At 30.7% G+C, this 17,727-nt stretch carries 26 protein-coding genes; 1 reads left to right on the top strand and 25 read right to left on the bottom strand.

Features of this window, described 5'->3' with window-relative positions; translation table 11 throughout:
- Positions 1–182: 182 nt before the first annotated feature.
- The 3 genes from OIO11_RS14295 to OIO11_RS14285 all read right to left on the bottom strand — a co-directional run bounded on the left by OIO11_RS14295 (position 183) and on the right by OIO11_RS14285 (position 1,325).
- Positions 183–440, bottom strand: a complete 258-nt coding sequence (locus tag OIO11_RS14295; protein ID WP_268072121.1) for a hypothetical protein — start codon at positions 438–440, stop codon at positions 183–185.
- 69 nt (positions 441–509) lie between these two features.
- A complete protein-coding gene (locus OIO11_RS14290) occupies positions 510–827 on the bottom strand; it encodes a hypothetical protein (protein WP_268072120.1) in 318 nt (105 codons plus the stop codon).
- Positions 828–1,055: 228 nt separating this feature from the next.
- A complete protein-coding gene (locus tag OIO11_RS14285; RefSeq protein WP_268072119.1) occupies positions 1,056–1,325 on the bottom strand; it encodes a hypothetical protein in 270 nt (89 codons plus the stop codon).
- 584 nt (positions 1,326–1,909) lie between these two features.
- On the opposite strand from OIO11_RS14285, the gene OIO11_RS14280 reads away from it, so the two are divergent.
- Positions 1,910–3,076, top strand: coding sequence for an MFS transporter (locus tag OIO11_RS14280; RefSeq protein ID WP_268072118.1), 1,167 nt, complete (start codon positions 1,910–1,912; stop codon positions 3,074–3,076).
- Between the two features lie 248 nt (positions 3,077–3,324).
- Here the strand turns inward: OIO11_RS14280 and OIO11_RS14275 are convergent, their stop codons facing one another.
- The 22 genes from OIO11_RS14275 to OIO11_RS14170 all read right to left on the bottom strand — a co-directional run bounded on the left by OIO11_RS14275 (position 3,325) and on the right by OIO11_RS14170 (position 17,714).
- A complete protein-coding gene (locus OIO11_RS14275) occupies positions 3,325–3,696 on the bottom strand; it encodes a hypothetical protein (RefSeq protein ID WP_268072117.1) in 372 nt (123 codons plus the stop codon).
- 47 nt (positions 3,697–3,743) lie between these two features.
- Positions 3,744–3,866, bottom strand: coding sequence for a hypothetical protein (locus tag OIO11_RS14270; protein ID WP_268072116.1), 123 nt, complete (start codon positions 3,864–3,866; stop codon positions 3,744–3,746).
- Positions 3,863–4,111, bottom strand: coding sequence for a hypothetical protein (locus tag OIO11_RS14265; protein ID WP_268072115.1), 249 nt, complete (start codon positions 4,109–4,111; stop codon positions 3,863–3,865). Before OIO11_RS14265 ends, OIO11_RS14270 begins: the two co-directional genes overlap by 4 nt.
- 113 nt (positions 4,112–4,224) lie before the next feature.
- The gene (locus OIO11_RS14260; protein WP_268072114.1) at positions 4,225–4,608 is read right to left on the bottom strand and encodes a hypothetical protein; all 384 of its coding nucleotides are present in this window, start codon (positions 4,606–4,608) and stop codon (positions 4,225–4,227) included.
- 119 nt (positions 4,609–4,727) lie between these two features.
- Positions 4,728–5,105, bottom strand: coding sequence for a hypothetical protein (locus OIO11_RS14255; protein ID WP_268072113.1), 378 nt, complete (start codon positions 5,103–5,105; stop codon positions 4,728–4,730).
- Between the two features lie 135 nt (positions 5,106–5,240).
- Positions 5,241–5,645 carry a VOC family protein gene (locus OIO11_RS14250; RefSeq protein ID WP_268072112.1) on the bottom strand — a complete coding sequence of 135 codons (405 nt, stop codon included), beginning with the start codon at positions 5,643–5,645 and terminating at the stop codon, positions 5,241–5,243.
- Positions 5,646–6,020: 375 nt separating this feature from the next.
- Positions 6,021–6,524: a hypothetical protein gene (locus OIO11_RS14245; protein ID WP_268072111.1), complete on the bottom strand. Its 504-nt coding sequence runs from the start codon at positions 6,522–6,524 to the stop codon at positions 6,021–6,023.
- A gap of 108 nt (positions 6,525–6,632) precedes the next feature.
- Positions 6,633–6,959 (bottom strand): GNAT family N-acetyltransferase, encoded by a 327-nt coding sequence (locus tag OIO11_RS14240; RefSeq protein WP_268072110.1) that lies wholly within the window; start codon positions 6,957–6,959, stop codon positions 6,633–6,635.
- A gap of 235 nt (positions 6,960–7,194) precedes the next feature.
- Positions 7,195–7,770, bottom strand: coding sequence for an ECF transporter S component (locus tag OIO11_RS14235; RefSeq protein ID WP_268072109.1), 576 nt, complete (start codon positions 7,768–7,770; stop codon positions 7,195–7,197).
- A 107-nt stretch (positions 7,771–7,877) separates the two neighbouring features.
- Complete coding sequence (locus OIO11_RS14230; protein WP_268072108.1) at positions 7,878–8,714, bottom strand: GHMP family kinase ATP-binding protein; 837 nt, start codon at positions 8,712–8,714, stop codon at positions 7,878–7,880.
- A gap of 95 nt (positions 8,715–8,809) precedes the next feature.
- Positions 8,810–9,508 (bottom strand): CbiQ family ECF transporter T component, encoded by a 699-nt coding sequence (locus OIO11_RS14225; protein WP_268072107.1) that lies wholly within the window; start codon positions 9,506–9,508, stop codon positions 8,810–8,812.
- Positions 9,471–9,764 (bottom strand): energy-coupling factor ABC transporter substrate-binding protein, encoded by a 294-nt coding sequence (locus OIO11_RS14220; RefSeq protein ID WP_268072106.1) that lies wholly within the window; start codon positions 9,762–9,764, stop codon positions 9,471–9,473. Before OIO11_RS14220 ends, OIO11_RS14225 begins: the two co-directional genes overlap by 38 nt.
- Before the next feature lie 2 nt (positions 9,765–9,766).
- The gene (locus OIO11_RS14215; protein WP_268072105.1) at positions 9,767–10,489 is read right to left on the bottom strand and encodes an energy-coupling factor ABC transporter permease; all 723 of its coding nucleotides are present in this window, start codon (positions 10,487–10,489) and stop codon (positions 9,767–9,769) included.
- Between the two features lie 13 nt (positions 10,490–10,502).
- Complete coding sequence (locus OIO11_RS14210; RefSeq protein WP_268072104.1) at positions 10,503–11,267, bottom strand: cobalt-precorrin-6A reductase; 765 nt, start codon at positions 11,265–11,267, stop codon at positions 10,503–10,505.
- A 131-nt stretch (positions 11,268–11,398) separates the two neighbouring features.
- On the bottom strand, positions 11,399–12,115 hold the full coding sequence (gene cobJ, locus OIO11_RS14205; RefSeq protein WP_268072103.1) for a precorrin-3B C(17)-methyltransferase: 717 nt from the start codon (positions 12,113–12,115) through the stop codon (positions 11,399–11,401).
- A gap of 2 nt (positions 12,116–12,117) precedes the next feature.
- Complete coding sequence (cbiG, locus tag OIO11_RS14200; RefSeq protein WP_268072102.1) at positions 12,118–13,107, bottom strand: cobalt-precorrin 5A hydrolase; 990 nt, start codon at positions 13,105–13,107, stop codon at positions 12,118–12,120.
- A gap of 5 nt (positions 13,108–13,112) precedes the next feature.
- Positions 13,113–13,862: a precorrin-4 C(11)-methyltransferase gene (cobM, locus tag OIO11_RS14195; protein WP_268072101.1), complete on the bottom strand. Its 750-nt coding sequence runs from the start codon at positions 13,860–13,862 to the stop codon at positions 13,113–13,115.
- A 24-nt stretch (positions 13,863–13,886) separates the two neighbouring features.
- Complete coding sequence (locus tag OIO11_RS14190) at positions 13,887–14,552, bottom strand: cobalt-factor II C(20)-methyltransferase (RefSeq protein WP_268072100.1); 666 nt, start codon at positions 14,550–14,552, stop codon at positions 13,887–13,889.
- Positions 14,553–15,113 (bottom strand): precorrin-6Y C5,15-methyltransferase (decarboxylating) subunit CbiT, encoded by a 561-nt coding sequence (cbiT, locus tag OIO11_RS14185; RefSeq protein WP_268072099.1) that lies wholly within the window; start codon positions 15,111–15,113, stop codon positions 14,553–14,555.
- Positions 15,110–15,724 carry a precorrin-6y C5,15-methyltransferase (decarboxylating) subunit CbiE gene (gene cbiE / locus OIO11_RS14180; RefSeq protein ID WP_268072098.1) on the bottom strand — a complete coding sequence of 205 codons (615 nt, stop codon included), beginning with the start codon at positions 15,722–15,724 and terminating at the stop codon, positions 15,110–15,112. Before cbiE ends, cbiT begins: the two co-directional genes overlap by 4 nt.
- A 186-nt stretch (positions 15,725–15,910) precedes the next feature.
- The gene (cbiD, locus tag OIO11_RS14175; protein WP_268072097.1) at positions 15,911–16,990 is read right to left on the bottom strand and encodes a cobalt-precorrin-5B (C(1))-methyltransferase CbiD; all 1,080 of its coding nucleotides are present in this window, start codon (positions 16,988–16,990) and stop codon (positions 15,911–15,913) included.
- A 100-nt stretch (positions 16,991–17,090) separates the two neighbouring features.
- Positions 17,091–17,714 carry a precorrin-8X methylmutase gene (locus tag OIO11_RS14170; RefSeq protein WP_268072096.1) on the bottom strand — a complete coding sequence of 208 codons (624 nt, stop codon included), beginning with the start codon at positions 17,712–17,714 and terminating at the stop codon, positions 17,091–17,093.
- Positions 17,715–17,727 lie beyond the last annotated feature (13 nt).

Below are 17,727 nucleotides of genomic sequence, written 5' to 3'. Positions count from 1 at the left end.
TTATGCCTATAGCTGGTATAACCATCTTAGACCTCATTCCTTCAATAAAGGATTAACTCCTTTTGAAGCTCGGTACAGCTCATAAAAATATTAGGCAAAAGTGTTACAATTTTACTTGACCAGAACATACATAGTATTTTGCAGTTGCGTACTAAAACTCTATAGAAACGTGATTATTATTTTTAAAAATTTGTAACAATCCAGCAAAGGAAAAAGACTATTACAATCCCATTTAAAATAAAAACAACCTTATCAAATTTTCTATTATTAGATTTGCATTCTTTATATTCAATTTTTAAATTATACATAGCATAACCACTATAAACCAACACGTTTATGTTGCTTTTATATTGAGGAAGTAAGGCAGATATAATAAGGTGAATTAAAATTAGTACTATAATAATTATTATTGATTTCTTTAAGTTTTTAAATTTATACATTTTTATTTCTCCTAAATGTAAAATTTGAATCCTGTTTTATACTCTTAAGCCATATCTTTATACTATGACTTAATTATATATATTACATTCAACTTTGAAATTCATATATTCTAGCAATTCGCTCACAGGCATATATAATTGAGATTCAGAATCGCCCTCCATTCCAATTGTAACCAAAGGTTTTTTTAACTTTATCTCATTTCCATTAAAATAAACCTTGCCATTATTAATAGTTGCTGATTTTATTCCTTCTGCTGCAGGAGCAGTATCAACCTTAGCGTTACTAATAATTGTTGTATTTTTTTCTCTTGCTGCAAAAATAGCAGAACCTCCTATTATACCAATCGCTAAACCTACAACTATACTTTTAAAATCAAATTTTTTCATCTTTCTCTCCTTTTCATTTGAGTAATTGATTTTATGCTACTATTCATTCCTGAATTTAAATTCTATGTGATATTCTTATATATTATATTTTATAACTTTTTCATTTGTTTTAAGACTTGTTCTAGTTTCCATCTTTCCTTGCCAATGGTCCAGTTGCTTATCTTAAATAACTCTTCATCATTTTTAGTTAATATTAAACCTCATTCTAATGATACTAACTATATCAAATTATGTGATACTAATACCTATAAACCACACCAGAAAAAGTATAGCTAAAAAGTAATTTAAATAACCTTCTTTGTTATTTTGAGCAACTACCTTTCTTGTACCTACTAAAATGCCATTTAAGCTCCCGAATAATAGTGCTATATGGAATACTTTAGATTTAATTACAGTGTCACCATCAGTTATAAAATACATAATACACATAATAAATATAAATATTGAAAATATATCTATTAAAAAGTATATTTTTGAGTTTTCGTTTTTCAAATCCATGTTATTCTCCCCATAGATATTACTCTAAATTTTAATTTTCCCCTATAGTGCTAGTCCAATATAAATTCTTCTATTTTAATAACATTTTGTCCATCAAAAGTAATACAAACAATAAAAAGCATAAGACTTTTTATTCTTTCAAATTCGTTATAATCAAATTTTTTATCAAAATAGTTTATGATTGTACTTAATGCAGTTCCATGTGTACCTATAACAAAAGTACAAATTTAATACACATTATCTTTATATTATTCAACAACGATATATGCTAAATTATACCATATAAAACCTTATTAACTAACTAAAACCCTAATGTTTTTAGTTTTTCTTAAGTGCATAATAATTCCTTTTGTATTCTTGTGATAATGATATGTTAAGGCTTGTTGCAAAAAATCCTCCACAATATTGTAGGAAAATCCAACAGGTTGAAAAAGTGAAAGACTTATAGTAAAATATATTAGAATGGTAAAATATGTACGGAAATAATATAGTTGCAATGTAATATTTTAAAATGGTGATCGGAAATATGAACAATACTAGGAGGTGAAAGGATAGGTACGAAAGATTATGAAAAAAATATATTGGTGTTTTATATATACGTAGGTTTTGGGGCTAGACTTATAGCACCCATAGCTGTCCTATTTCTATTAAACAAAGGACTTAGCTATACACAGATAATGTTACTCCAATCAATTAACGCCATAAGTATATTTTTATTAGAAGTACCAACTGGCGCTGTGGCAGACTTGATTGGAAGAAAGTTGAGCCTTATTATATCAAACATTATGTTTATCATTGGATTGGCAATCTATGTACTGACATATAATTTTTATATATTTATAGTTGCTGAAATAATGTTTGGACTTGGATTGAGTTTTAAATCTGGAGCGGATAGTGCACTTATATATGATTCACTAAAGCTGATAGGCAGAACCGATGAGTACGCCAAAATACAAGGTAGGGCACAATCCTATTCTTTGATGATTCAGACAGTAGGTTCCATTGCGGTAGGTTACTTATACAGTGTAAATGTCAATTTACCATATATTATATCAATTGGTCTAATCGCTATTTCTGGAGCTACAGCATTATTTTTTAAAGAAGTCAGCACATATAAAAAGGAAGAGAGACCTAATTACTTCAATCAAATAAGAGAAAGTAGTGCTTATGTAATTAGTCATCAAAAGGTTAGAGCGATTATAATCTATTCGGTATTCATTTATGTATTTTGGCGAATTGGTTTTTGGTATTATCAGCCATATATGAAGGCTGTAAATATTAATGCCAAGCACTTTGGTATTTTGTTTGCAATATTTAATCTAATGGCGGCTATCGGTTCTTGGAAAGCAAATTCTATAATTAATCTAATGAAGGATAAATCTATTATGATATTAAGTGGATTGTTTCTGAGTTCTTTTTTATTAATGGGGATAACAAGGCTTTCTATAGGCGTATTTTTTATAATACCTCAAGAAGTAGCCAGGGGGTTGAGGACACCTATACTCTTAAAGTATATTAATGAGAACATTCCTTCCAACCAAAGAGCTACGATTATTTCTTTTAAAAGCCTTGCTGAAAATGTTGCTGTTGCAATAATGTATCCTTTTGTGGGAGTGATGATAGATAATTTAGATATTGTATATTTACATATCTATACGGGTTTGGCTGTGGCGTTTGGGACGGTGATATTATATATATATTTAAATAAAATTATAGTTTTTTTTAAAGTCCCTCATTCAGATGATATATGACCCCATTTGCAGTTTGATAAAATAAGTAAAAGAACATCATATAGATAGGATTAATCAAAAGGCAATTGTTAAGGGAACAATTGCCTTTTTCAATACTAGTTTAAATAGTATACTTTTCATAGGTGAGATGCCGCCTTTCGTTGAATTTTGGGGTTGAAAATTACTTCTATGGACGGACAATTCTTACCTAAAGTATTTTCCTATAGCAACAAACTCACAAAGCATCCCTCTTTTAAAGACATTACTTGCTACCTTTTATTATATGCTCCTTTGAAAATTTCAATTGCTCCGATTATCACGAGTATTAAGATTATATAAGGAATACTCGTATATAAAGTTATTCTATAACTAAAAATTTCCGAACCGAATATTCTTCCTAGTATAAATCTTAATAACCCAGAAAAACCCAACATGAAAAGAAAAGCATAAGCACCTGATTTACTTAATCCCCTATTTATCATATATAACCTTTGTGGGAAAGAAATTATTGCGGCATTTTTTTGTCTTTCCTTCTTTGAGGCTGGGATAATAATCAAAGAAATAATATTTGCTATTATAAACTGGTCTATGTTAATACCCAAATTAAAGGAATGGCTGATTATCCCGTTTAATACTGCCATTAATACTGAAATTAAAATCATTCCCAGTAAATATTTTTGTATATAATTTAATACATTGTAAGTCTTACTTTTGTCACTGCTATATTATTGTTCCATTCAATTTTACAATTACTTTCATCAGGTGTTGATCCATCATTAAACAACTCTGTAGTAAATAAATGCTGCTTCAACATATCCTCTTTTTTTTATAATATACATTTATCTCTAGTGGACCAAAACTAAATGTAGGTTTATACTTTACAATTACTTCATACGAACCATCTGGAGAATTTGATGTAACTAAAAGATTTTGATGTATAAATATTGGATAAATTATATAACTAAATATAAATACCATGAATATTATAATTCCAGTTAAACACCCTCTTAAACACCCTGTATTTTTGTTGTTTCTTTCATCTAAAGAATCGTTCATATTATCCCCATATTTTTCTATTAGATATTAGTATTATTAAGTTTTGTCATGAATAATTACATATCCTTTGTAACACATTATCTTTATGTTGTAACGTTTTATAAGTAAATTTATCATTCTATTTTAAATAATTTTTTCATTTCCTTTGGAATCCTTACTACATCTATAACCTTATATTTACTATCTACTGTTGCAGGTGCAAATTTTATTAAAAACATTTCATCATTATTAAAATTTATAACTTCATAATGCTCTTCGCTACTCTCTTGAGTAATTAGACTACAATACTCATTAAACATTTCCTTTGAAATTATATTTTTTCTTTCTTCACTAAATAATTCATTAAACTTTTCATAATCCTTAGTGTGAAGTGCTTCATTTACTAAAAGTGAAGTATTCTCATAAGTAGTTGCTTTCAAATTTGCTTTGCTATCACAAGCAACAAAAAGTGAAATTATAAGTATAGAAATCATTAATAATAAAACATTTTTTTTCATATTTTAGTCTCCTATTAAACCATATATTAATTCGTAATATTTAATAATTCAGTCTTAAAATAGTATATGTTTTTGCTACGCATCTTCTTTATGATATGTACTAAATTGTTATCTCTTTACTACTGTAGTACCCATCCATCTAGTGTATCGTATTCGCTATGACTATTTGAAACTTCTTTTAGCCATTCGTCTATTTCATTTTTATAAAAATACCGTTTATTATTTATCGTAAAATAAGGAAACATTTTCCCACTAAAACTTCCTGTTTTCTCTAATTTGACCTTTTCTATTTGAATTATTCCACTAATTTCTTCCTCTTTCATATTAAGATATTCAGCCACTTGCGACAGATTTAAAACCTTATTATCTACTGAAGTTAAAATTGAATTTTGTAAATTAGCCGTTTTTTCTAATGAATATCCTATCCAAATCGATCCAACTATAACACTTATAGCAAGTATAACAATTGATATTGGTAATAACTTTTGATTTTCCAATGATAGCCCTCCTTTTTTATTAAGAATTAAGTATCTCTAATTTACTATTATGTCTCACCCAAATTAGGCAAATTCTTTCATTTTATAAAACAACTTTTCCACATTATCTTTAAAATATGACATAATACTAGGTTTCTATATCAGCATGTCTCTTATTTCAATTTCAGTACCTTCTGGTGCTTTAATTTTAAATAAATATCCATCTTCAACTTTATATATTTCCTCTCCATTTTTAATTTTGAAGTTTGTGTAACCTAATTTTTTTATCCTATCAAATTCTTCTTGAACATTATCTACTAAAAAGCACATATGTACTATTCCTTCATTTAACGAGCTCCAATTGTTTAATTTATCTCCCTTTTTAGCAGTCTGCAATTCAATCATAAATGTTCCTAGTCTTAACCATGTATTAAAATCTCGTTTATGAAAATTTGCTGTTTCTGTAACTAATTCAAATCCTAAAATTTTAGTATAAAATTTTAGTGATTCTTTATATTTTTCTGTTTGAATACATACATGGTGTATCATTTTTATACTCATAGTATCTTCTCCTTATTTTAATAGTTCATAGTATCCTACGATTTTGTCATAACTGATTGTATCCTATTTACTGCACATTTCATATATATTGTTCAACAACAATATATATGAAATTATACCATATTAAACCTTATTAACCCAATAAATCATTGATTTATCTGTATACACTAAACATCCGTTTAATAAAAAAAGTTCCAAGTTATAAAAAGTAATATTATTTTATAACTATATGGATTTTTATAAAATAGAAAAAGTTCCTACTGCTGTAAGAACCTCTTTTTCTTCAATATTACTTTTTATCTCTTTACTATTAACTCTTATACTTATTTCTATAAATACAATATTTTATCCGGAATTTCATATTATTTAGTTTTATTAACTAATATATTTTTGTAATAAATCATCTATTTTTTTATCTTCTTCCACAAAGACTCCCAATTCTATAAAGCTTTTGACTTTCCAAAATAAAAAAGTTTCTTTAATCATAATTTTGATTGTTGTAGATGATGTCCATTCATAAGAGTTAATATTACTCCATCTAAAAAATCCTTTATAGCAAATTATCCCCTCTTCTGTTATTCCCATATTTCTTTTATATTTAATAAAATAAGAAATTAACATTGCTACCAAAAATACAAATAAATATATTTTTATATCTTTCCATATTATTATATTACTTTGTACATCTATTTTAATTTTATTAATAGCAATAACAATAAACATACTCACTATAATATATTGCACACTAAATAAAAACCTAATGTTTTTAGTTTTTCTTAGGTACATAATAATTTCTTTTGTATTTCGGTATAAATTTAACTCATTGTATATAATACACGCTATTATTAAATTTATTATTATAACTAATATTTCTCTCATTTAAGTTACCTCCATAATTGTATAACAAATATTGTATTCAGTATTTCTATGATTTTTATATCATCATCAAACAATGTTATGTCATAAAATTGTTTATTCTAATCTTAATTAAGGCATAATACCAAATCCAATAATAACTAATATACAGCATATAAATAAACCTATATTTCCTCCAAATCCTTGGTTTTGATATTTCACATCAACCATAAATCTACTCATTGACCATCCATCAAGTTCAACATCAAAATCATATAAAATAAAACCAACCATTTTACCGTCATTATAAATACCTAATGGATATAAATTGGGCTCATATGCTGATTCCACTAAAGAAAACATATTTGGAGCAACAAATTTTTTTTGTTCTTCATTTAAACTCAGTTCTATACACTCATTATAATTTGTTCTATCAATTTGCTTAAACTCAATATTCATCTTGAACCTCCTTGCTGTGATATTTAAGTCTTGTTATTTTATTTTCTTTAACCCAAACCTCTAAATTGCTAAATAGATATATTTAATCATTTAATATAATATTTATCCAATTATACCATATTATACTTTAGTTAATTAAAATAGTATATACCCTATAAGCTTCACTAAAATACATTTTTGCAAACTAAAAAACTCCCACATCAGTAGGAGCTTATGATTTTTTCGGTTATAAGTTTTATTCTCTTCTAATTTTTAGTTTACCCTGTAAAACTTTAATTAATGGTATTGCGATTACCATACCAACAGTTACTTGCCCAATGTTATTTGGAATACCGGCAAGTCCCAATGCTAAAGCTTGTTGAAAAGAATCTGCTTTAAATAATATGAATTTAACTAAAATTATTTTAGCTACAAAATATCCAAATACCATCCATGCTCCAGCAACTACAAATGCAAATATATTATTAATTATATTTTTTCCTTCATAATTACCTCTATATGCAATTGATGCAGCAATTAATGCCATTATACCTTTTATTACAAAAGTAAAAGGTACATAATATACATATCCTGATAAGAGGTCAGCTAAACTCATTCCTAATGCAGCTGTTATCATACCTTTTTTCTTTCCAAATAAAATTGCTGCGAAAAATACCATACTATCTCCTAAATGATCATAACCAATCCCCATTACTGTTGGAATCTTTATAACCATAGTAGCTACACATATTATTGCAGTCATAAGAGCCATCTGAGTAAGCTCAATTGTTTTTGATTGACTCATTTGATTACTTGTAATACTTTGTTTCATGATAATCGTCCCCTTTTAATATTATTGATATTTGTTAAATTATCCTTCATTAGTATAATATAACAAATATTTCAAATTTCAAAGTGTATGGGTACAATTGTCAATTATTAACACATTTCATTCAATTTTACACTTTTTAATATATATGTTTTATAACCTCTTAATATCTTAGTTTTATTCAATGCTCTCTCAGCCTTCTCCAAATCATCATATATTACAGCCATCAAGTCACCACTGTGAGCACCCACTATTCCAAGTCCTCCCGTTGTATCTTTCATTCTTATAATATCCCACAAAATATCATACTTTAACCTATTCTGATTTCTTATAATACTTTCAGTAGAAACTTCTGCTATCTTTTTAATATCCTTTTGCCTTACCCCATCTTTTAAATCAGCAATTATATCATCTATGGTACTTAAAGGAACAGAGACCTTTTTATTAAATTCTATTGTATTAACTATATTCTGCCCTTCAAATACCAATAAATAGAATTTTAAATAATCCCCAACACATTCTTTGAAGCTTCCATTTTTATAATCAAAAATAGTCATCTTATCAAAAATTATGCTGTCAGTAGGCTCAATCTTTATACATTCTCTCATAAGCTCATCTTCATCATATTCTCGGTTAAATAGTTTTATCAATGAGTGATATGTTCCACAAAGGTCAGCAGTGCTGCTGGCAAAGCCTTTTCCTTTAGGTATATTTGACTTGATTTCTATATCAAGCTTATTTATGTATTCTTGCAAATTCCACTTTTCAAGAAGGTTTTTTAGCAGCATAGTAGATTTTACATTAAATCCTCTTTTTACTGAATTACTCTCAAAAACCCTGACCTTTGTGAAAAGATTTATTGGACAGGACATTAGTATATCTATTCCCTTAGAATTTCCCTGAATTATTTCTCCAATACTTCCTGGGTAATAAGTTAAAGCTTCCATATATTCTCCTCAATTATATTCTTAATCAATTTGCTTTTAAAATAATTTGCTTAAGGAAATCCTTAAGCAAATTATTTTTATCTTAGTATAAAATTCTATATACATAAAACTAATCCAATTAACGCAAAATTATATATCAAAATACAAGTTAATCGCTTTACAGAAAAATCAAATTCCTTCTCCATATACGGCATGTATCCTCTGTAACATCTGCTGTTTATTCCATCTCTAATTTCTGTCCATCTTCTCATTGTATTTATAAACAAAAGGCCTGCCATTTTTCCTGTATTTTTTACTTTAAGAGAAAAAGTATCAAAGCCCTTTCTGGATTTTATAGCCCTGAAAAGGGTAATGTACTCATCCTCAATGAGTATAAGAAATCTCTCCATACTTTTTGCAATATCACACACATCCCTTAATGCACTGTGCTTTGAACCTAAATATAAAATATCATCAATAGGTGTTGATAATGCTATAAATGCAAGTCCTATTCCTCCTGATATGGATTTAAGCAAAATAATGATACAATACTCTATTCCATAGTCAAAAACAAAGGTTATTGATGAAAATAATGCAAATAATGTTGTAGCCAGCATGAATTTAATTACAATCCTTATAGGATTTTTGCAAATTATATGTATTAAAATAAAAGTTAATATATTTAATATCAATGGAACAGGTTTTAATGCAAAACCACCAATTATAATAGGACCTAATGCCAAAATTGTTTTTTCAACAGGGTGTATGTTTGAAAGCTTACTTGTCTTGGATAGTGCTATTATTAGTCTTAGCATTGCTTTTCTTTCCTATATAGTATCCTATAAATCCAGCTCCTATTGCAGCCTGCAGCGCAAATAAAAGACTTTCAATTTCTCCTGATGGTGGTTCCCAAATGCTACTGAACCAAGGTTCATAACTTGGATTTATTTCAGATATAGTACCTTCTATTTGTCCATCTGCACCTCCAAATTCACCTTTTCCTCCTATGATAAGTGATCCTATAATTATTGCAATACACAGAAACCAAAGTGGCTTATTATTTTTCTTCATACCTATTCCTCCCAATTTAAAGCTTTTAGCTCTGATATAGAATGTTTGTATATAAAGTCAAAAATTATTACCGTTACAATTCCCTCTATAATTGCAAGTGGAACTTGAGTTATTGCAAATATAGAAATAAATTTTACAAAAGAAGCTGTCACTCCACCACTTATTGCTGGGAAAGAAAAAGCAAGCTGTACAGAAGTAGTAAAATATGTTGCCAAATCTCCAAGTGCTGCTGCAAAGAAAATTGCTAATTTTTTATTTTTGTTTTTTAACATTCTATAAATTATAAATGATACTATAGGTCCCACAATGCCCATTGAAAATACATTTGCTCCAAGAGTTGTAATTCCTCCATGTGCAAGTAAAACAGCTTGAAATATTAATACCAATGTTCCAACTACTGCCATAATGTTAGGTCCAAAAATTATTGCACCAAGACCTGTTCCTGTTGGATGTGAGCAGCTTCCTGTAACTGAAGGCAGCTTCATTGCCGAAAGAATAAATGCATATGCCGCTACAAGCCCCAAAAGCATCTTTAAATCTTTATTTTTTGCTGTCTTTTTCTTAATATCTCTAAGTCCTAAGAAAATAAACGGTGCAGAAATCACAAAATAAACCAAGCACCATTTAGGTGGTAAAAATCCCTCTCCTATGTGCATGGCATAAGCAGTAAAATTCATACTTAAGGTTAAAAGTAGTACCAATAAAATAAAATGTTTTTTCTTCATTAAATCCACACCTCTAAATTTTATTTTTTATATATTCAACTAAATTTTTTTCATCAGAATACACATTTTCTTCTTCTAATTTCTTTCGCTTTAGAACAAAAGCATATATTCCTGAATCCACTGCTGCCAACAATTTTTCTTCTGTGCCCCCCTGTTTTCCGCTGTCTTTTAGTATTATTGCTTTTGCATCATACTCTTTTATAAAAGCACAGTTTAGTTCATAGCTTACAGGTCCTTTAAGAGCAATGATATCCTCTACTTTTATTCCTTGTGAAAGGATATTTTCCATCACTTTTGCTGAAGGAAGTACTCTGTGAATTATCCTGTTATTCAAATTTAAATTTCTAAATTTATCTATATTCCTGCTGCCAGTTGTATTTAATATGCATCCTTTAATATTTAAAAGCTTGTCCTTTAACTCTTCATAACTTTCTACTTGAATAATTTGTTCTTGATTCTTGTATTTTTCAATTATTGAAGGTCTCTCATATCTCACATATTCAACAGAAAGCTCGTGACAAGCCTTCTTTGCATTTTGTGTAACCTCCTCTGCATAAGGGTGAGATGCATCTACTAATATGGTAACTTTATTATCTATTAAAGCATTTTTAAGTTTTTCATAATCCAGTGGTTTAGTATTTAAAACCTTATACTTATAATCTTTTAACAACTCCCCACCATAAGTAGTCGCAGTAGTTATAAAGATATCTTCTGTATATTTGTTTAATAATGAAAGTATCCTCTTACCTTCCGAAGTCCCCAAAATCAATCCAATCATTTTTCTTCCCCCACTTGCATTAATTTTCACACCTAGCACCTAATAATTATGTCCTTCTCCCAATAACTTATCTACTCTTTTCTGGTTACTGGTTACTGGTTACTGGTTACTGGTTACTGGTTACTGGTTACTTATAGATGGTATCCTCTTGGTGTTACAAAATATCCATCCTTTATATAACTCTCACTGTTTCCTACAATTACTATAGAAAGCATATCTACAATACCTTCATCAAAGCTATCTAAAGTAAATATTGTAGATTCCTCACCTTCTCTTAAAGCATTTTTAACTACAGCAACAGGCGTACTTCCATTTCTCCATTTTCTTATTATGTCTATGCATTCTCTTAAATAATTAGGTCTTCCTTTACTTCTTGGATTATAAAGAGAAATTACAAAATCGCCTTCCGCTGCAAGGGCTACTCTCTTTTTTATTAGTTCATAAGGTGTCATTAAATCACTAAGGCTTATATTGCAGTTATCATGCATAAGGGGTGCTCCTACCACAGAAGCTGCTGAAGATGATGCTGTAATTCCTGGAATAATCTCGACTTCTTCATCCTTCTTCATTTCTAAAATCAACCCTGCCATTCCGTATATTCCCGAATCACCAGTGCTTACAATTGATACTGTCTTATCCTTTGAAAGTCTTAATGCTTCTCTGCATCTTTCCTCTTCCTTCTTCATTCCTGTTGAAAACACTTCTTTTCCACTAACTAAAGGTTTTATAAATTCTATATACTTGCTATATCCAACTATAACTTCACTCTCTTCTAAAGCTCTTACTGCTCTTGAAGTCATATGTTCCATACCACCAGGTCCTATTCCAACTACATATAATTTTCCCAAGCTTATTCCTCTCTTTCTCCAATACATATTGTCATGCCGCCACAAGATATCTTACCAGTTAAAAGCTTTCCGCCGCTAAGCTCTACTGAAGGCTCACAAACAGCTCTTACTCCTATACTTTTTTTTACAAAATCACTGCCTTTATATCTGTCCTCAATCTCTTTTATTTCATTTAAAGTAAATATCTTTAGTTCTGCATTCAAATTCTTAGAAAGTTCCAATATTGCTTTTTCATCCTTTTTAATCTCTACAGTTGCCACTACACTTACGGCTCTTATATCAATATTGTTTTCTCTTAACACCTTAACAACTGTTTTGTGCATCTTTTCTGCATCAAAATCTTTTCTGCAGCCTATTCCAAGGATTATATTTTTTCTTATGAGCTTTAAGCTGGTAAAATTCTTATTTTGCCAATCTCCTTTAAGCCTGTTGGTAACATAAACTGCCCCATCTGCTTTCTCTACATTGTCTATGTATCCTTTTGGAAGAGGTATACATCCTTTATCATCTATAAAAGCTACCTTCTTACCATCTACCAGCTTTGCAGCTATATACTTTGCTTTTTTAAAATCCTCTATTATCAAGTTATTATGTTTTGCAATAACATCTGGAGCAGTAATACCTAAATTGTCCGTAGCTGTGGTAATTACTGGTTGTGCTTTCAATATCTCTGCCACCTTTAAAGTAAGTTCATTTGCACCACCTAAGTGTCCGCTTACTAGACTTATTACAAAATTAGCACAGCTGTCTACAACTAAAACAGCAGGATCTATGGCTTTTCCCTTAAGAAAAGGCGCAATTGACCTAACAGCAATTCCTGTGGAAGCTATGAAAATTACTGCCTGGCAGCTTTCCATAAGCTTTTCTGTTATATTCTTTATATTAAAATCTTCTATACTGCTTTTAGAAAATATTTCTACATCTAAAACCTCTTTAAGCTTATCTGCTATTAAATCCCCCTGCTTTGTAACGCTTATAATTCCTATCCTCATATTTCTTACTTCCCTTGTCTAAACATATGAGTAAAGCTTTTATCATAAAGAAGGCTCTTTTCATATTCACAATCAATAAAGTCTCCTACTAATATTTGGGCGCATTTTACTATATTTGCTTCCTTAACCTTTTCAGCAATATCATCAAGGGTTCCTATTATTGCTCTTTCACCCTCCCATGTAGCCCTTTCAACTACTGCTACTGGTACATTTCTTCCATAACCTTTTCTAAGCTTTTCAACTACTTTATCTATCATACTAACTGAAAGAAATATAGCCATAGAAGCTCCTATTCTCGCCAGATTCTCCAAGTCCTCTGTTTCTGGTACAGGAGTTCTGCCTTCTACTCTTGTCAAAATTACTGTTTGAGTTACATTAGGAAGCGTAAATTCCTTTTTGATAACTGATGCTGCCGCTGTAAATGAGCTTACTCCTGGAACTACTTCAAAAGGAATATTAAGTCTGTCCAGTTCATCCATTTGCTCTTTTATTGCTCCATAAATAGCTGGATCTCCAGTATGAAGTCTCACAACTTCTTTATTCTGGATGTGGGCTTTTTTCATAACCTCTATAACTTCTTCCAGTGTCATAGATGCTGAATTGTGAACTTCTACTCCTTCCTTGCAAAACTTCAAATGCTCCTTATTTACAAGAGAGCCTGCATATATAACTGCATCTGCTTTAGATAATATATCTCTTCCTTTAACTGTTATTAAATCTACGTCTCCAGGTCCTGCTCCAATAAAATAAACCACTCATATTCCTCCATTCTTACTGAGTTACCTTCTACTTGCTATAATTAATGCCATGTATTCTCTATTCTTAAGTATTTCTTCTCTATCTCTTAAAATTTCTTGTCCTTCTCTTCCTGCTCTTTTTATATAAACATATTTAAATCCTTTTTCTTCAAGAAGGTTTATGACCTTTTCCTCCTGTTTATATACCTTCATAATCACCAAAAATTTTTCATCCTTAACAGTGTCTATCTTATTTCCTGGTAATATCAAAAGAGGTTCGTCACCTATCACCAAAGGTTCCTTAGCAAGACTGGCACAAGCACAAAAGGAAGTTATTCCTGGTACTGTTTCCGTTTCAAAACCCTTTTTTTCTATATGATCTAAAAGATATATGTATGTGCTGTATACAAAAGGATCACCTATAGTTAAAAATGCTACATTCTTGCCCTGCTCCAGCTTTTCTGCAATAGTCTCGAAAGCCTTATATATTTTTTCCTCCTGCTCTTCTCCACCCATAGGAAAATGCTTTACCAATACCTCTGCATTTTCTCTTATGAAATCTGCAGCAGTATCCAGAGCAATACTCTTACCTCCATCTACCGCACTTGGTGCCACTATAACATCACAATTTTCTATTATTCTTACTGCCTTCAAGGTTAGTAATTCCTTATCTCCAGGTCCTACTCCTACTCCATATAACTTAGCCATCTACTTCCTCCCGCTTAAAATGAATATTGGATTATTTGCGAAAAGCATATAACTATTTCCCTTTGTTTTGCTTACTGACACTTGAGTACATTCAACTTGAAATTCAAGCTCTTTTAATGTTTTCATAGCCTTATGCAAATTATCAATAGTTACAAAATTCAGAACAATTTTTCGTTTATCATTAAGTTTTTGCACATATCTTTTTATTATTTCTTCTATATTTCCGCCGCTGCCCCCAACAAATATAGCATCAAAATTCCCTTTTAACTTACTTTCTACCTCCAGTGCTTCTCCCTGAATAATCTCTAAATTATCCGCTTCAAACTTTTCTTTATTTTTATGTAAAACCTCTAGTGCTTCTTCATCCTTTTCAATACCTATGACAGAACCCTTACTGCATATTTTACTTATTTGAATGCTTACAGAACCTGTACCCGCTCCAATATCAAGAACTCTGTAATCTTCCTTCAGTTCTAACTTAGCTGTACTTAAAATTCTTACCTCTTCCTTGGTCATAGGACAATTTCCTCTTATGAATTCTTCATCTTTTATGTAAATCATTGATCTTCTCCTACCTTTTCTATAATAACTACAGAAAGATTACTAAACTGCATATCTTTTAATTCCTCTGGATATCCTGTAGTGATTCTTTCATCTCTATAAGATAAGTTTTCACCTACATATACCATTACATTAAGATTTTTTTCTAAAAGCTTTCTACAAAGAACATCAGGGGAATTTTTTCTATCAGTAAGCCATATAGAAAGCTGATATTCCTTAACTTTATTTAAGAAATCTTCTTCTCGCCCATGAAGGCTTCCCAGAAAGCTCCCCTGCCATGCTTTATTGAGCTTTGCAGCCATATATTGAAAAGAACTGATTCCTGGTATTGTTTGTACTTGTCCATCATAGTTTTTTCCTATATATTCTCCTATTCCGTAAAAGCAAGGATCTCCTGAAGCTATTATGGAAATTTCCATGTTTTTATTATCATCAATAAAGTTCAATACTTCCTTTAAGCTGTTAACATTCTTCTTATCTACACTTAAAAAACTTAAGCTCTCCAAGGCTCTATCAAACCCAAGAATTACATCTGATTTCTTCAATGTTTCCAAAGCCTTAGGCAGTATATACTCTCTACTGCCTGGTCCAAGCCCCACTATATTTACCATACCGTTCCCCCTAGCTCCCTCTTTTAATTGTTTACTAGCTGCTGACTACTGCTTCCTATTTCCTAGCACCTTATTCCTAGTACCTAGTACCAAACTCATTGTATATGTTTCTGTTTTCTGGCTACTGGTTACTGGCTACTGTTCACTGGTTACTGGCTTCTACTGGTTACTGGCTTCTACTGGTTACTATTTTCTTCCGTCCCACAACATCCCCTTATCCATAGAAAACATTACAACTTCTGCTTTGATTTCATTATAGGTATACTGTTCTATTCTCTCTTTTATTTTCAAACCTATATTCTTGTATATGTCGTTGTACTTATCGCCAAGAAACTTTACTGCTCCTTCTGTAGTTTTTTCATTGTAAACAGCTTTAACCACTCTGCTGTCAACTCCCATAAGAGCAAGTTCCAGAGCTATTACCTCCAGCCTTACATCACAAACCTTGCTGTGAGTATTAAAACATCCTGCTGCTATCTTACATAGCTTTCCTATATGTCCTACTATTAAAATTCTCTCTATGCCTTTTTCTGTACAGCTGTTTAATGAGAAACCTACAAAATTTGAAATGGTAACAATCTTATCTTTATCCACTCCATGCTTTACAGCAAATTCTTCTCCCATATTTCCAAAAACCAGAATTAAATCCTTATATCCCTTAGCGGCCTTCTGAGATATTTCAAGATGTATGGATTCCTTTAATGCTTCCTCCGACATAGGTGTTACAATTCCTGTAGTACCAAGTATAGATATCCCCCCAATTATATTGAGTCTTGGATTAAAGGTTTTTTTTGCTATTTCCTCGCCTTTTGGTACAAATATAGTAATTTCAACTCCACAATTCTCTGGAAGAATCTCCTTTACTTCTTTCTGAATCATAGCCCTTGGTACTGGATTTATTGCTGCTTCACCTTTTTTTACATATAGGCCTTCTCCTTTAACTATGCCTACTCCAATACCACCTTTTAAACTGTATCCACTTTCTTTTTTCTCTGCCCTTGCCCATATTTCAAGACCAGTTGTAATGTCAGGATCATCCCCACCATCTTTTATTACACAGCACTCAACCATATCCTTGCTTCTAACTGTCTTTTCTATAGTTAATGTAAGCTGTATTCCTTTGGGTGTATCTATGGTTATTTTCTCAATATCTTCACCACTATACAGCATGTAAACTGCTGCCTTACTTGCTGCAGCTGCACAAGAGCCTGTAGTGTATCCACACCTGAGCTTTTTTCCATAGCTGTTTACATATAAATCTAACATTTTATAATATTTTCTCCCTTTTTATAATTATATGTATTACCTTTTACCCAGCTTTACTTGCTTAATCATTGAAGCATAAAACTTACTTTTAGTATCTGACTTATCTTTGTATTAACATGTACATCAGTGCATTTACTACAGCCGCTGCCACGCTGCTGCCGCCTTTTCTTCCTCTAACTGTTATCATTGGAATATCCAGCTTTTCAATCTCTTCCTTTGATTCTGCTGCTCCAACAAAACCAATTGGCGCACCTATTATAAATTTAGCATTAGTTTTTCCCTCTTCTATAAGCTCCTTAAGTCTAAAAAGAGCTGTTGGTGCATTTCCAAATACAAAGAACTCTACGCCGTCCTCTACAGCTTTCTCTACTGCAGCCATGGAACGGGTTATTCCTCTTTCCTTGGCGATTTCAGCTACTTCTTCTTGATTTACATAGCAAATAACTCTGCTGTTTAATTTTTCTAAGGCTTTCTTATTTATTCCTGACAACGCCATATTGGTATCCGTATAAATAGTTGTTCCTTTTTTCAAAATAGCCAGTGCCTCATCTATGGCACCTTCTCTTATATAAACTAAATCCTTATACTCAAAATCAGCTGTTGTATGTATCACTCTCTTGATTATTTGAAGCTCTCTTTCGCTGAAATTATGATGCCCCATTTCTTCTCCTATAATTTCAAAGCTTTTCCTTTCTATGTTCATTGGAACCTTTATATAATTCATCTTTATCCCCTTT

Source organism: Clostridium sp. ZS2-4, assembly GCF_026719745.1.
Lineage (GTDB): Bacteria > Bacillota > Clostridia > Clostridiales > Clostridiaceae > Clostridium_H.
This window is presented reverse-complemented; position numbering and strand designations above follow the sequence as displayed.

What these genes read in the sequence shown, in the direction of transcription:
- OIO11_RS14210 (WP_268072104.1), bottom strand. Translation starts at nt 11,267, where the DNA reads ATGATTGGATTGATTTTGGGGACTTCGGAAGGTAAGAGGATACTTTCA.
- OIO11_RS14235 (WP_268072109.1), bottom strand. Translation starts at nt 7,770, where the DNA reads ATGAAACAAAGTATTACAAGTAATCAAATGAGTCAATCAAAAACAATT.
- OIO11_RS14290 (WP_268072120.1), bottom strand. Translation starts at nt 827, where the DNA reads ATGAAAAAATTTGATTTTAAAAGTATAGTTGTAGGTTTAGCGATTGGT.
- cbiE (WP_268072098.1), bottom strand. Translation starts at nt 15,724, where the DNA reads ATGGTAAATATAGTGGGGCTTGGACCAGGCAGTAGAGAGTATATACTG.
- OIO11_RS14245 (WP_268072111.1), bottom strand. Translation starts at nt 6,524, where the DNA reads ATGAGAGAAATATTAGTTATAATAATAAATTTAATAATAGCGTGTATT.
- OIO11_RS14240 (WP_268072110.1), bottom strand. Translation starts at nt 6,959, where the DNA reads ATGAATATTGAGTTTAAGCAAATTGATAGAACAAATTATAATGAGTGT.
- OIO11_RS14190 (WP_268072100.1), bottom strand. Translation starts at nt 14,552, where the DNA reads ATGGCTAAGTTATATGGAGTAGGAGTAGGACCTGGAGATAAGGAATTA.
- cbiT (WP_268072099.1), bottom strand. Translation starts at nt 15,113, where the DNA reads ATGATTTACATAAAAGATGAAGAATTCATAAGAGGAAATTGTCCTATG.
- OIO11_RS14220 (WP_268072106.1), bottom strand. Translation starts at nt 9,764, where the DNA reads ATGAAGAAAAATAATAAGCCACTTTGGTTTCTGTGTATTGCAATAATT.
- OIO11_RS14230 (WP_268072108.1), bottom strand. Translation starts at nt 8,714, where the DNA reads ATGGAAGCTTTAACTTATTACCCAGGAAGTATTGGAGAAATAATTCAG.
- cbiG (WP_268072102.1), bottom strand. Translation starts at nt 13,107, where the DNA reads ATGAGGATAGGAATTATAAGCGTTACAAAGCAGGGGGATTTAATAGCA.
- OIO11_RS14215 (WP_268072105.1), bottom strand. Translation starts at nt 10,489, where the DNA reads ATGAAGAAAAAACATTTTATTTTATTGGTACTACTTTTAACCTTAAGT.
- cbiD (WP_268072097.1), bottom strand. Translation starts at nt 16,990, where the DNA reads ATGTTAGATTTATATGTAAACAGCTATGGAAAAAAGCTCAGGTGTGGA.
- OIO11_RS14260 (WP_268072114.1), bottom strand. Translation starts at nt 4,608, where the DNA reads ATGAAAAAAAATGTTTTATTATTAATGATTTCTATACTTATAATTTCA.
- OIO11_RS14250 (WP_268072112.1), bottom strand. Translation starts at nt 5,645, where the DNA reads ATGAGTATAAAAATGATACACCATGTATGTATTCAAACAGAAAAATAT.
- OIO11_RS14265 (WP_268072115.1), bottom strand. Translation starts at nt 4,111, where the DNA reads ATGAACGATTCTTTAGATGAAAGAAACAACAAAAATACAGGGTGTTTA.
- OIO11_RS14225 (WP_268072107.1), bottom strand. Translation starts at nt 9,508, where the DNA reads ATGCTAAGACTAATAATAGCACTATCCAAGACAAGTAAGCTTTCAAAC.
- OIO11_RS14295 (WP_268072121.1), bottom strand. Translation starts at nt 440, where the DNA reads ATGTATAAATTTAAAAACTTAAAGAAATCAATAATAATTATTATAGTA.
- OIO11_RS14285 (WP_268072119.1), bottom strand. Translation starts at nt 1,325, where the DNA reads ATGGATTTGAAAAACGAAAACTCAAAAATATACTTTTTAATAGATATA.
- OIO11_RS14275 (WP_268072117.1), bottom strand. Translation starts at nt 3,696, where the DNA reads ATGGCAGTATTAAACGGGATAATCAGCCATTCCTTTAATTTGGGTATT.
- OIO11_RS14170 (WP_268072096.1), bottom strand. Translation starts at nt 17,714, where the DNA reads ATGAATTATATAAAGGTTCCAATGAACATAGAAAGGAAAAGCTTTGAA.